The 13,074-nt window shown below is 66.0% G+C and carries 13 protein-coding genes; 6 read left to right on the forward strand and 7 right to left on the reverse strand.

The features are described 5' to 3' along the window. Positions 1–63: 63 nt before the first annotated feature. Positions 64–1,386 carry a DUF3422 family protein gene (locus BMZ02_RS06790; RefSeq protein WP_091641227.1) on the forward strand — a complete coding sequence of 441 codons (1,323 nt, stop codon included), beginning with the start codon at positions 64–66 and terminating at the stop codon, positions 1,384–1,386. Between the two features lie 176 nt (positions 1,387–1,562). Here the strand turns inward: BMZ02_RS06790 and ffh are convergent, their stop codons facing one another. Further along, a complete protein-coding gene (gene ffh, locus BMZ02_RS06795) occupies positions 1,563–2,978 on the reverse strand; it encodes a signal recognition particle protein (protein ID WP_091641230.1) in 1,416 nt (471 codons plus the stop codon). Between the two features lie 192 nt (positions 2,979–3,170). Between ffh and BMZ02_RS06800 the strand changes: the two genes are divergently transcribed. Further along, positions 3,171–3,980 (forward strand): cytochrome C assembly family protein, encoded by an 810-nt coding sequence (locus BMZ02_RS06800; protein ID WP_216110731.1) that lies wholly within the window; start codon positions 3,171–3,173, stop codon positions 3,978–3,980. A gap of 42 nt (positions 3,981–4,022) precedes the next feature. Then, a complete protein-coding gene (locus tag BMZ02_RS06805; RefSeq protein ID WP_091641232.1) occupies positions 4,023–5,309 on the forward strand; it encodes an HlyC/CorC family transporter in 1,287 nt (428 codons plus the stop codon). A 5-nt stretch (positions 5,310–5,314) separates the two neighbouring features. Here BMZ02_RS06805 and lnt read toward each other — a convergent pair whose 3' ends face one another. From lnt to BMZ02_RS06820, 3 genes are all read right to left on the reverse strand, one after another. After that, positions 5,315–6,832: an apolipoprotein N-acyltransferase gene (gene lnt, locus BMZ02_RS06810; RefSeq protein ID WP_091641235.1), complete on the reverse strand. Its 1,518-nt coding sequence runs from the start codon at positions 6,830–6,832 to the stop codon at positions 5,315–5,317. An 82-nt stretch (positions 6,833–6,914) separates the two neighbouring features. Further along, a complete protein-coding gene (locus BMZ02_RS06815) occupies positions 6,915–7,712 on the reverse strand; it encodes an ABC transporter permease (RefSeq protein WP_091641238.1) in 798 nt (265 codons plus the stop codon). Between the two features lie 16 nt (positions 7,713–7,728). Then, the gene (locus BMZ02_RS06820) at positions 7,729–8,682 is read right to left on the reverse strand and encodes an ATP-binding cassette domain-containing protein (RefSeq protein WP_091641241.1); all 954 of its coding nucleotides are present in this window, start codon (positions 8,680–8,682) and stop codon (positions 7,729–7,731) included. 125 nt (positions 8,683–8,807) lie between these two features. Between BMZ02_RS06820 and BMZ02_RS06825 the strand changes: the two genes are divergently transcribed. Then, positions 8,808–9,299 (forward strand): LEA/WHy family protein, encoded by a 492-nt coding sequence (locus tag BMZ02_RS06825; protein ID WP_091641244.1) that lies wholly within the window; start codon positions 8,808–8,810, stop codon positions 9,297–9,299. Positions 9,300–9,308: 9 nt separating this feature from the next. On the opposite strand, the gene BMZ02_RS06830 is transcribed toward BMZ02_RS06825, so the two are convergent. The 3 genes from BMZ02_RS06830 to BMZ02_RS06840 form a co-directional block, all read right to left on the reverse strand. Next, a complete protein-coding gene (locus tag BMZ02_RS06830) occupies positions 9,309–10,040 on the reverse strand; it encodes a phosphoadenylyl-sulfate reductase (RefSeq protein ID WP_091641246.1) in 732 nt (243 codons plus the stop codon). A gap of 123 nt (positions 10,041–10,163) precedes the next feature. Further along, positions 10,164–10,964 carry a DUF1295 domain-containing protein gene (locus BMZ02_RS06835; RefSeq protein ID WP_091641249.1) on the reverse strand — a complete coding sequence of 267 codons (801 nt, stop codon included), beginning with the start codon at positions 10,962–10,964 and terminating at the stop codon, positions 10,164–10,166. Next, positions 10,961–12,022 (reverse strand): SAM-dependent methyltransferase, encoded by a 1,062-nt coding sequence (locus tag BMZ02_RS06840; RefSeq protein ID WP_091641252.1) that lies wholly within the window; start codon positions 12,020–12,022, stop codon positions 10,961–10,963. The genes BMZ02_RS06835 and BMZ02_RS06840 overlap by 4 nt, the downstream gene beginning before the upstream one ends. A gap of 306 nt (positions 12,023–12,328) precedes the next feature. Between BMZ02_RS06840 and BMZ02_RS18960 the strand changes: the two genes are divergently transcribed. Beyond that, the gene (locus tag BMZ02_RS18960) at positions 12,329–12,580 is read left to right on the forward strand and encodes a hypothetical protein (RefSeq protein WP_171909839.1); all 252 of its coding nucleotides are present in this window, start codon (positions 12,329–12,331) and stop codon (positions 12,578–12,580) included. A 90-nt stretch (positions 12,581–12,670) separates the two neighbouring features. Continuing rightward, positions 12,671–12,925, forward strand: a complete 255-nt coding sequence (locus BMZ02_RS18965; protein WP_171909840.1) for a hypothetical protein — start codon at positions 12,671–12,673, stop codon at positions 12,923–12,925. Positions 12,926–13,074 lie beyond the last annotated feature (149 nt).

A 13,074-nucleotide genomic window follows, 5' to 3' on the forward strand; every position in this document is an offset into this window, starting at 1 on the left:
GGCTTGCCGATGAGGCCCTGCTGGCGGACCATGAGGCCGAGCCAAGCCCCGGGGATAACAACAATGAGCAACGAAACCGACGTGGCGGCCACCGGCGGCCTCCAGGAGCACGCGCAGCGCCGGGAGATCGCGGCCGAACTTCACGCACGCCCGTTCGAGAGCCTGAGCGGCCCGCTGCGCGGCACGCATCTGGCCATGCTCAGTGAAGACGGCAATGCGGACCTGGCCTGCGTGACGACCCTGTGCGAGGCGCTGGAACAGACGCCACCGGACCCGGACTCCACGCACCACAGCGTGGACCTGGGCGCCTTCCGGCTGCGCTGGGAACGGCATACGGAGTTCTCCACCTACACCTTCTTTACCAGCGGCGTCCCCGACGACCCTACAAACCCGTTCACCAACCCTGCCCTGGAGGCGGTTCCCGGTGACTGGTTGCGGACCATTCCGGGGGAGCTGATCGTCGCCGTCCACCTGACCTTCGAAGGACCCGACTCGCCGGATCGGCCGGTTCACGAACTGGCCGAGATCTTTCACACCGAGAACGTGGCGGGCAGCGAGGTGGCGGACGGTGCCGCCCGGGTGTATACGGACTTCCGGCTGCACGGCGACGGTTACGGCCGCATTCTGGTTCAGGACCGGGGGCTGGCACCGCGCCGCGCCGGGCGGCTGATCCAGCGCCTGCTGGAGATCGAGACCTACCGGCTGATGGCGCTGCTCGGGTTTCCCACGGCACGCCAGACCACTGCCCTGCTGACGGGGCTGGAGCAGGAGCTGGAGACCATTACCCGGCGCATCACCCGCAGTTCCAGCCTGGATAACGAGCAGTCACTGCTCAAGGAGATCTCCGCGCTCTCCGCCGACCTGGAACGGACCACGGCGCGCAACAGCTTCCGTCTCAGCGCCTCGCGCGCCTACGACGGGCTGGTGCAGCGGCGCATCGAGAACCTGCGGGAGGTGCGCATCCGCGAACTGCAGACCATCGGCGAGTTCATGGTACGGCGGTTCCGCCCCGCCATGCGCACCTGCGAATCGGTGGTCGAGCGACAGGAGGGGCTGGCACGGCGCATCTCCCGGGCGGCGGACCTGCTGCGCACGCGCGTGGACATCGCCCTGGAGGGGCAGAACCGGGACCTGCTCGCGTCCATGAACCGGCGCACCGACCTGCAACTGCGCCTGCAGCAGACGGTCGAGGGGCTGTCGGTGCTGGTGATGAGCTACTACGGCTCCGGGCTGATCTACTATATGCTCCACGGCCTGCACAGCGCCGGCGTGGACTTCAACGTCAACCTGGCCGTGGGCGCGGCGGTGCCGGTGGTGGTGGTTTCGGCGTTTCTGGGGATCCGCTATCTGCGGCGCAAGGTGCTGGGGCCGGAGGGGGAGCACTGAGGCGCCGGGGCCGGGTGCCATGATGGTGGACCTGAAGGTCCACCCTACGGTGAGGATCCGGTTTCTGCCTGCGGCCTGGTGGACCTGAAGGTCCACCCTACGGCGAGGCTCCGGTTTCTGCCTGGGGCCTGGTGGACCTGAAGGTCCACCAGGCCACTACGGCACGGCGGTTTCGGTCAGCGGGGGAATCCGCCGCCCGGGGGGAGGCCGCCTCCGGGGGGCATGCCACCGCCCGGAGGAAAACCGCCGCCACCACCGCCGCCGAGCTGTTTCATCATCCGCTGCATGCCGCCCTTTTTCTTCACCTGCTTCATCATCTTCTGCATCTGCTTGAATTGCTTCAGCAGCTTGTTGACGTCCTGCACCTGGGTGCCGGAGCCGGTGGCGATGCGGCGCTTGCGGGAGCCACTGATGATGTCGGGCCGGCGGCGCTCGGCCGGGGTCATGGAGTTGATGATGGCAACCAGGCGGTTCACGTCCTTGTCACCCACCTGACCCTGCACCTTGTCCGCCATGCCGCCCATGCCCGGCATTTTCTCCATCAGGCTGCCGATGCCACCCATCTTGCCGAGCTGCGACATCTGGTCGCGGAAGTCTTCCAGATCAAAGCCCTTGCCCTTCTTGAGCTTCTTCGCAAGCTTGTCAGCCTGGGCCTTGTCGACGCCCTGCTCCACCTCTTCCACCAGGCTGAGCATGTCACCCATGCCGAGAATGCGGGAGGCCACGCGGTCGGGGTGGAACGGCTCCAGCGCCTTGGTCTTCTCGCCCGTGCCCAGGAACTTGATGGGCTTGCCGGTGATGTGGCGGATGGACAGCGCCGCGCCGCCGCGGGCGTCGCCATCGGTCTTGGTAAGAATGACGCCGGTGAGCGGCAGCGCGTCGCTGAAGGCCTTGGCGGTGTTCACCGCGTCCTGGCCGGTCATGCTGTCGACGACGAACAGCGTCTCCGCCGGCTCGATCACCCGGTGCAGCTCACCCACCTCGTCCATCATGGCCTCGTCCACGTGGAGGCGACCGGCGGTATCCACCAGCACCACGTCGTGGAACTGCTTGCGGGCATGCTCCAGGGCCGCCTTGCCGATGTCCTTCGGCTTCTGGCCGCTATTGGAGGGGAAGAACTCCACCTCCACTTCCGCCGCCAGGGTCTCCAGCTGGTCGATGGCCGCCGGACGGTAGACGTCACAGCTCACCACGAGCACCTTCTTCTTCTCGCGCTCGCGCAGGTAGCGGGCGAGCTTGGCGATGCTGGTGGTCTTGCCCGCGCCCTGAAGGCCGGCAACCATCACCACGGCCGGCGGCCGGACGTTGAGATCCAGGGCGTCGTTGGCCTCGCCCATGACGCGGACCAGCTCGTCCTTGACGATCTTGACGAAGGCCTGACCCGGCGTGAGGCTCTTCTTCACCTCCTCACCGAGGGCGCGCTCCTTGACGTCGCGGATGAACTCCCGCACCACGGGCAACGCAACGTCCGCTTCCAGCAGCGCCATGCGCACTTCGCGCAGGCTGTCCTGGATATTCTCCTCGGTGAGCCGCCCCTGCCCGCGCAGGTGCTTCATCACGCCATCGAGGCGCTCGCTCAGGTTCTGAAACATGCCGTGGCCTCTCGCCCCGCGGTAAGTGAAGTGGGGAAATCAACAGGCAAAGGTAACGCCTGACCCGCCGGCGATCAATCGCTGCGGCGTCGCCCGGCGCCTTTGCCGCGCCCACCATCTGTGCGATGATCCACCGGTCGGCCTTTGGCCGCTGCCGACCTTTCTGCCTGCCACGGACCTCCAGCACCGCCAATGGATCAGATGCTGCCAACCCTGCTTTCCGTCGCGCTTTACCTGGCCGCCGGCGCCGGCTTTGCCTGGCGGCTGGCATCCGGCGCCGAGCGCGCGCCGTGGCGCCCGGCGTTCCTCGCCGCGGGCTGGATCGGCGTGCTCGCCCACGGCGCCGCCCTGTCGCAACAGCTGGGTGACGGCGCGGCGCTCGATTTCGGGCTGTTCAATGCCGCGTCACTGGTTGCGGCCATGATGACGCTGATCGTGCTGCTGGGCGCACTGCGCCGTCCGGTGGAGAACCTGATGATCTTCATCCTGCCCGTGGCCGCCCTGCTGCAACTGGTGAATCTGGCCGTCGGCGACGGCGGAGCGCCCATGACCACCTTCCCGGCCGGCATGGAAGTCCACGTGATCAGCTCGGTGCTCGCCTTCAGCGTGCTCAGCATTGCCCTGGTGCAGTCACTGGTGCTCGCCTGGCAGGATCACCGCCTGCGCCATCGCCACCCCGGCGGGCTGGTGCGTGCGCTGCCGCCCCTGCGGGAGATGGAGGAGCTGCTGTTCCAGATGCTGTGGCTCGGGTTCATCCTGCTGAGCATCGCCCTGGGCTCCGGCACCCTGTACCTGGACGACATCTTCGCGCAGCACCTGGTGCACAAGACCGCCTTCTCCATCGCCGCGTGGCTGCTGTTTGCCACGCTGCTCGCCGGACGCTGGCGCTATGGCTGGCGCGGCCGCACGGCAATACGGTGGACCGTCAGCGGCTTTGCCGCGTTGCTGATCGCCTATTTCGGCACCAAACTGGTTCTGGAACTGATTCTCGGCCGCGGGTGATGACGTCATGGCACCGGTCCGGCATTCCGCGAGGCGGCATCCGTGAGTGACCTCCCCCTGGGCACGCTGTTCGGCATTCTTGCCCTGCTGATCGTGCTCTCCGCGCTGTTCTCCAGCTCGGAGACGGCGCTCATGAGCCTGAACCGCTACCGGCTGCGCCATCTGGCCCGGCACGGCCGGCGCTCGGCACGGCTGGCCTCGCGACTGCTGGAGCGGCCAGACCGGGTGCTGGGCGTCATCCTGCTGGGCAACAATTTCGTCAACATCCTCGCCGCGTCCCTGGCCACGGTCATCGCGCTGCAGCTCTACGGCGAGGGGGCCATCGGTGCCGCCTCGCTGCTGCTCACCCTGGTGATCCTGATCTTCGCCGAAGTGGCACCGAAGACGCTCGCAGCCCTGCACCCGGAACGCGTCGCCTTTCCCGCGTCATGGCTGCTTACCGCACTGCTCAAGGTGCTTTACCCGCTGGTCTGGGTGGTCAATGTCGTCGCCAACGGGCTGCTGCGACTGGTGGGCGTGGATCCGCGCAAGACCGAGGAAGACCATCTCAGCCAGGATGAGCTGCGTACGGTGGTCAACGAGGCCGGCGCCATGATTCCGCGCCGGCACCAGAAGATGCTGCTCAACATCCTCGACCTGGAGAAGGCGACCGTCGAGGACATCATGATCCCGCGCAACGAGATCGTGGGCATCGACGTCACCGATGACTGGGACGAGATCGTGGCCCAGCTCAGCAGCAGCCAGCACACCCGTGTGCCGGTATTCAACGAGAGCATCGATGACGTCCACGGCATTCTGCACCTGCGCCGGGTGGTCTCGGATCTCACGGAGCGGCGCCTGAACCGGGAACAGCTGCTGGAGCGGCTGGAACCGCCCTACTTCATCCCCGAGGGCACGCGGCTGCACACCCAGCTGGTCAACTTCCAGCGCCAGCGCCGGCGCATCGGCATGGTGGTGGACGAGTACGGTGACATCCTGGGGCTGGTGGCGCTGGAGGACATTCTCGAGGAGATCGTCGGCGAGTTCACCACCGACCCCGCCGCCCACTCACGCTACCTGCGGCCGCTGGAGTCCGGGGCCTACCTGGCCCAGGGCAACATCAGCGTGCGCGAACTCAATCGCGCCCTGGACTGGGACCTCCCCACCGACGGCCCGAAAACGCTGAACGGCCTGATCCTTGAGCAGTTGCAGTCCATTCCCGAGCCCGGCACCAGCATGCTGATCCACGGCTTTCCCGTGACCATCGTCCAGACCCAGGAGAACCGGGTGAAGACCGCCGAGATCAAGCCGGAGACCGTGCGCCCCCGGAAGAAACGCAAGACGACGTAACGGCCTCAGGCGTGACGCCCGCTGCGCCAGCGCCAGCCCGCGAACAGCACCAACCCACCGGCACTTAGCACCACCAGCGGCCAGTCAAGCCACAACAGGTAAGGGGTGCTGCCGGCGCGGGGCTGGAAGGTGGCGGTCAACGCCGCCGGCTGGAACTGCGGTGCACGATCGGTGATCCGGCCACGCTCGTCCACCGCCACCGTAATGCCGTTGTTGGTGCTGCGCAGCAGCGGCCGCTGGAACTCGATGGCGCGCATGCGCGCCTTCTGCAGGTGCTGGTGCGGGCCGATGGTGGTGCCGAACCAGGCGTCGTTGCTGACGTTCACAAGATAGGTGGCTTCCGGCAGTGAGGCCGCCACCACGGGCGCGAACGTGATCTCGTAACAGATGGAGATGGCGGCATTCTGGCCGGCGGCACGGATGGGCGCGGCGGAACGGCCGGCATTGAAATCGCCCAGTGGCGCTCCGAAGACATCCAGCAGCGGCCCGAGCTGATCGCGGAACGGCACGTATTCACCGAAGGGCACGAGATGGCGCTTGTGGTAGAAGCCGATGTCACTGCCCAGGGCCATGACGCTGTTGTAGACATGGCCGGAGTCGGGGTCGTAGGTGGGAATGCCCAGCAGCACGTCCGTGCCGCGCTCACCGGCCTCGTCCGCCAGGGGCGCCAGATACTCGCGGCTGGCCTGGTGCTGATACATGGGCACGGCCGTCTCCGGCCAGATCACCAGATCGCTGCCCCAGTGATCGGCGGTGAGATTCAGGTAGCGGGACATGGTGAGATCCCGGTAGTCCGGGTCCCATTTCACGTCCTGGGGGATATTCCCCTGCAGCAGCGCCGCGTCGAGCGGCTCCCCCGCCGGATCGGTCCAGTCCACCTGCCGCAGCCCCAGCCCGGCCACGAAGACGAGCACGAACCCCAGTGCCACCGGGAACGTGCGCAGCTGCACGGGGTTACGGGCGGCCCACGCCAGCGCCCCGGCACCCACGGCCACCAGCAGGCTGATGCCGAGCGAGCCGGCAACGGGTGCGAAACCGTTCAGCCAGGTGTCCGTCTGACTGTAGCCGAGCTGCAGCCAGGTGGTGCCGGTGAGCAGCCAGCTGCGGACCCACTCCACCAGCACCCACACCAGCGGCATGGCGATCAGCAACGCGATGGCATCGCTCGCCGGGCGCACCTGCCGCCACAGCCACACGGTGAACAGCGGGATCAGACCGAACAGCAGGCCGAGGACGGCACAGAAGATGACTGCCGCCCAGAACCCGCCGCCGTAGAACATGATGCTGTGGTAGATCCAGAAGGCCCCGGCCGTGAACCACGCCACCCCCCAAACATAGGCGATCCGCCCCCAGCCGCGCTCCGGACCGGACACCAGGTAGAACAGCACGGCGAGTGAGACGAACGCCAGCGGCCACCAGCCGACGGGTGCATAGGCGACCGGGCTGAGCGCCCCCGCGATCAACGCCAGGGTCAGGCCGGGCCAGCGGTGCCGGGGCGGCGCAGCGGTATCGGTTTCAGTCATGGGGTCCGTTTCCAACTGTTGTAGCGGCGCCGCACACTGTCTTTCGTATGCACCCGTTTTGCAAGCTGTCTCCCGGAGACGGTCAGCTCATCAGCCGCCGGCGCAGAATCAGCGTGGCCGCCCAGAAGGCCACCAGCGCGTAGCCGGCCAGCACGGCAAGGTGGAGCACCACACTGCTCGGCCAGCCACCCAGCATCAGCGGCCGGACGATCTCCACGGCGTGGGCCAGGGGCAGCAGGAACGCCCCCTGCGCCACCAGCGGCGGCAGCTGATCCAGCGGGAAGAACACCCCGCTCAACAGCAGCATGGGGGTCATCACCAGCGTGAAGTAGTAGAGAAAGAAGTCGTAACTGCGCGAGACGGCGGTGATCACCATGGCGCAGGCGCCGAAGCAGAAACCGGTGAGAAGGATGACAGGCAGCACCAGAATGGCCTGCCAGCCGCCCACCAGCCCGAGCAGCGCCGCCACCACCAGAATGGCACTGGAGCTGATCAATGCCTTGGTGGCCGCCCAGCTGATCTCGCCCAGGGCGACGTCGTCCACCGTCAGGGGCGCATCGAGCATGGCGCCCCAGGTGCGCTGCACGGTCATGCGCGTGTAGGCGGAGTACAGCGCCTCGAAACTGGCCGTGTTCATGGCGCTGGAGCAGATGATGCCCGACGCCAGGAACACCATGTAGGGCAGCTCGCCGATGTCGCCCACCAGCCGCCCGAAACCATAGCCCAGCGCCAGCAGGTAGAGCAGCGGCTCACCGAAGTTGCCGAAGATGGACGGCAGCATCAGCTTGCGCCAGACGCGGAGATTCCGCCGCCACACCGCGAGGAAACGGGTGGAGATGGCGGGTACGGCGGACGAGGCGGTGGCCGGGGCATCGTTCATGGGTGGTCGGACTCCATCAATCCCGCAACTCGCGGCCGGTGAGTTTCAGGAAGACGTCCTCCAGCCCGGCCGGCCGGTGCCAGTAGCGCTGGTCGGGGTTACTGCCCAGGGCCTGCAGCAGGGGTTCGGGATCGCGGGTGTAGAGCAGCAGCGTGTCCCCCACGCGCTCGGCGCGCGCGGCCAGTGCGCTACCGCGCGTCTGCCAGTCGCCGATATCGTGGCCGCGCAGCTCGATGACATGGGGCTCGATGTGGGCGGCCACCAGGTTGCGGGGCGAATCGCAGGCGATGATGGTGCCGTGGTCGATAATGGCGAGGCGGTCGCACAGGCGCTCCGCCTCTTCCATGTAGTGCGTTGTGAGAATGAGCGTGCGTCCCTGTTCCACCAGCGTATTGAGCCGCTGCCAGATATGCTGCCGCGCCTGGGGATCCAACCCGGTGCTGGGCTCGTCCAGCACCACCAGGTCCGGCTCGTTGATGAGCGCGCGGGCAAGGCTCAGGCGGCGCTTCATGCCGCCGGAGAGGGCCTGGATCTGCTCGCGGGTGCGCCCGTCGAGATTGGCGAACGTCAGTAACTGATCCACGCGCTCGCCGAGGGCGGCCCCGTTGAGACCGAAATAGCTGGCGTAGGTGAGCAGGTTCTCCCGGACGGTGAAATCCGGGTCCAGGTTATCCATCTGCGGCACGACACCGATGCGGTTCCGGGCCGTGCGCGCCTGCTCGGGCACGGGGTACCCCAGCACATGCAACTCGCCACTGGTCGGTGGGGTCTGCCCGAGCATCATGCGCAGCGTGGTGGTCTTGCCCGCGCCATTCGGCCCGAGCAGACCGAAACACTCACCCGGCCGCACGTCCAGATCCACGCCACGAACGACCTCGGTGTCGCCATAGCGCTTGCACAACCGCCGCGCCCGCACGACCGGCGACGCGGTTTCCGTTCCTGCGATGATGGTGTTCTGCGCCCGGTTCATGCCACCTTTCCCGGAGGTTCGTTGCCCTTTGGAGACGGCTCGCCAGAGTCCTGCGCACTGGCGTAAGCTTTCGCCATCCGTCAGCGTGACTGACATGCCCATGATGCCCGCCAGAGGATCCGCCAATGTTACACGCCCGCTGGATGACAGCTGCCAGACGGCCACTGCTGGCCTGGCTGCTGGCAACCCTGGTCACCCTGTCCGGCTGCAGCCTGTTCCAGCCGGAACTGGAAGACCCGGAGTTCCGGCTGGAGCGCATCGAGGTGCTGGAGCTGGGAATGACCCAGCAGCGGTTCATGCTCACCCTTGCAGTCGACAACCCGAACAGCCAATCGTTGCCCGTGCGCGCCATCCGCTATGACCTGCAGGTGGCCGATCTGGATTTCGCGGACGGGTCGTCGGACAAGGCGTTCACGGTGGCGGGGAACGAGACCACCATGGTGGAGATCGAGGCCCGCTCACAGCTTCTCAGCAGCCTGCCGGAACTGATCCGCATGGTACATGGCGGGCAGCGGAACTTTGACTACGCCATCACCGGCTCGGTGGAGTACGGCCGTTTCTTCAGGGGAAGCCGGGATTTCGAGCAGACGGGTTCGGTCCGCCTGCTGCTGGACTGAGGGCCGCGCTCAGACGTCCTCGTGGAGGCCGCACTCACGCTTGAGGCCGAAAAAGCGCGTCTCTTCCTCGGTCATGCCGTCATCCAGGCGACGCGTGGTGTGCACGTCACCGATGGAGACGTACCCTTCGTGCCACAGCGGGTGGTACGGCAGGTCGTTGGCGGTGAGGTAGCGGTAGACGTCGCGATCGGTCCAGTCGATGATCGGGTGGACCTTGAAGCGGCCGTTCTGCTCCGTCACCACGTCCAGCCCCTCGCGGCTGCTGGCCTGCTGCCGACGCAGCCCGGCGAACCAGGCTTCCGCCCGCAGCTCCCGCAGGGCCCGCTGCATGGGCTCGACCTTGTTCATACGGTTATAGCGCTCGATACCGTCAATGCCCTGCTCCCACAGACGCCCGTAGCGGGCCTCCTGCCAGGCCGGGCTGAGCTCGGAACGGTATACGCGAAGGTTGAGATCCAGCCGCTCCACCAGTTCGTCGACGAAGCGGTAGGTCTCGGGGAACAGGTACCCGGTATCAACAAGAATCACCGGAATATCCGGGCGCTGCTGCGTGACCATGTGCAGGGAGACGGCCGCCTGGGCGCCGAAGCTCGAGGACAGCACGATGCGCTGCCCGAACTGCTGCAACCCCCACCGCACGCGCTCCTCCGCGCTGGCTGTCTCCAGCTCGGCATTCACGCCAGCCAGGTCGATATCCTGGCCTTCGGGCAGCGGTGCAACTGTGGCTTGGCTATTGCTCATGGTTCTTCCCGTTGGGTGAATTCCCGGTGAACGCTGAACACGATACCGCCAGCCACTCAGGCAGAAAAAGAATGAAAATACCTATCTACATGCCACAACCGCATATGAAAGCCACCTGCCCTGTCAGGCGGCCGGAGGCTCACCTGCCCGCCGCGGGGGCCCTGGCAGGAGTGCGTTGGTGCGGGCCACGTAGTCCCGGTACTCCGGGCGCGTCTCGTTGAGCTTTTTCTCCAGCAGCGTCACGCCCGAGACGCGTATCAGGAGGAACGTCATCAAGGCCGCACTCACGGCAGTCCACCAACCGCCGGCTGCCGCGGCGATCAGGAAGAAACCCCACCACAGCACGATCTCGCCGAAGTAGTTGGGGTGGCGGCTGTATCGCCAGACGCCACGGTCCATGACCCGGCCCCGGTTCTCGGGCTCGGCCTTGAAGCGGGCGAGCTGGGCATCGGCAAGACTCTCCCAGACGAATCCGAACGCCCACACCGCGAGCCCCAGCACGGCCAAGGGCGCAATCAGGGCATCCCCTCCCGGCACTCTTGCGCCGTGGACCAACGGCATGGCGATCAGCCACATCAGTACGCCCTGCAGCATGAAGACCGTCCACAGGCTGACCCACGGGAAGCGGCTGCCGTGCTTGTCGCGCATCTCGCGGTAACGGTAGTCCTCGCCATGGCCCCAGTTGCGCCAACTCAGATACGCGGACAGGCGCAGCCCCCACAGCGTGACCGGCAGCACCATGACGAGGCCCGCCGCCGGCAGGCCGGCGGAGAACCAGTACACCCACGCCAGCAGAACGAATCCCGCCCCCCAGAACCGGTCCACCAGGCTGGCATCCCGGCGCTGGAGGCTGGCGAGCCATACCAGCAGCATCAGCCCGAGCGCTGCAACCAGCCCCAGCAATATGGCTGCCCCGGTGCTCATGACGACGCCTCCTCGCCGGGCTGCGCCGGACGTTCCATCAGGTAGTGCGAGACGAACCACTCGTTCCCCTGGCGGTATCCGAACAGTTCCGCACACGCCATGAAGAACACGCGCCACCGGTTGATCCACTGGTCAACCGCGTCATCGCCGTACGTCTCCGCGAACACCGCGCGGACCTTCACGTCGGCGTCGTCCATGCGCGCCAGCCAGGCGTTGCAGGTGGCCTCGTAGTGGCGGCCACTCACCTGCCAGTGACGCCGCAGCCGCAGATGCTCCTGCAGGTACAGGGGCATCGGCGCCGAGGGCATCAGACCGTCGGTGAAGAAGTACTGCCCCATCCAGTCCTTCGGGCCGCTGGTCTCGAAGACATAGGCGAGGTCGCGATGGCAGAACACGTGGAAGAACAGGCGTCCGCCCGGGCGCAGCCACCCGTGCACACGGCGCAGCAGCTCCTGCCAGTTGCGCATGTGCTCGAACATCTCCAGCGACACCACCCGGTCGAAGCGCCCGCGCTCTGTGTCGAAGTCGTTCATGTCGGCAGTGATCACCGTGAGGTTGCGCAATCCCCGCTCGTCCCGTCGCGCCTCAATGAACTTGCGCTGGGACGCCGAATTGGAGACGGCGGTGATGGTACTCCGCGGGTAATGCTCCGCCATCCAGAGCGACAGCGCGCCCCAGCCGCAGCCGAGCTCCAGCACATCGTGCCCGTCCTCCAGGCCGGCCCGCTCACACGTCAGTGCGAGCATGGCGGCCTCGGCGTCCGCCAGGGTCTGCGTCTGCTCTGTCCAGAGACAGCAGGAGTACTTCAGGTGCGGCCCGAGCACGGCCTGGAAGAACCCGGCCGGCAGCTCGTAGTGCTGTTCGTTCGCGGTATCGGTCGCCAGAGCCACCGGACTGGAGGCCATCGACTCCAGCAACGCGTGCATGCGCTCGCGGCGGTCTTCGCAGCCACCTTCTTCCTCGCTCTTCAACCGCTCCGCCAACAGTCGGCGGATCCCCGCGCGCACGAGCGAATCCGGTACGACCCCACGCTCCACAAGCCCGATCAATTGTTCCATGACGTCATTTCCTGCAACGGCGGTTATCGATTGATTGAAGTGTACAGCACTTGTACATCGACAATACATCGCAATTCCGTCGCCACTCCCCGACAGGACACCCGGAACTTGTGAGAAGCGCGTCACAAAAAGCGTGCGGGTCGGGCGCATGTGACATGAGCGCACACCCTTCACGCTGTACAGGAAATGGTCAGATTTTTATATCTTGCTGTTTTTCCTGTTAATTAAAATCCTGGCACGCACCCTGCAAGAGTCTGGGCGCAAGACATCACATCATGTCATTCGCAAACGGAAAGGAGGTCTTAAATGACCGCGCTCACGAAACTCCGCAACTACATGCTGATCCTGCTGGCCGCCCTGGGCCTTGGCCTTGGTGGTTTCGCGCAGGCTGGAGACTTCGAGACGGACTCCGACTATGACGCGGACCAGGATCAGTCCGAGACCATCGACTTCGAGGATGACGACGCCGAAGACGACTGGGACGACGACTGGGACACCGAAGAGGAAGAGGAAGACGAGTGGGATGATGAGTGGGAAGACGACGGTGACGACTGGTAATTGATCGCGCCGCGCATTCCACCCGAGATCGATTTTTCTGACGCCGCCCCGGACACCGGGGGGCTCCAAGGCAAGACGAAGGAGGATCCTATGTCTGCTATCGCCAAACTTCGCAACTACATGCTGATTCTTCTGGCCGCACTGGGTCTTGGTCTCGGCGGCTTCGCCCAGGCTGGCGACTTCGAGACCGACTCCGACTACGATGCGGACCAGGGCCAGTCCGAGACCATCGACTTCGAGGATGACGACGCCGAAGACGACTGGGACGATGACTGGGACACCGAAGAGGAAGAGGAAGACGAGTGGGACGACTGGGAAGAAGATGACGGCGACGACGACTGGTAATCGTCCCGTCTCCCAGTGAAGTAACAGAACCACCGGCTCCGGCCGGTGGTTTTTTTTTGGTTGTTTACTGGTGGACCTGAAGGTCCACCCTACGGCGAGCCCCGACGGCGGAGGTTCATGCAGGGTGGACCTTCAGGTCCACCACCGTT

The sequence above is a fragment of the Aquisalimonas asiatica genome (assembly GCF_900110585.1).
GTDB lineage: Bacteria > Pseudomonadota > Gammaproteobacteria > Nitrococcales > Aquisalimonadaceae > Aquisalimonas > Aquisalimonas asiatica.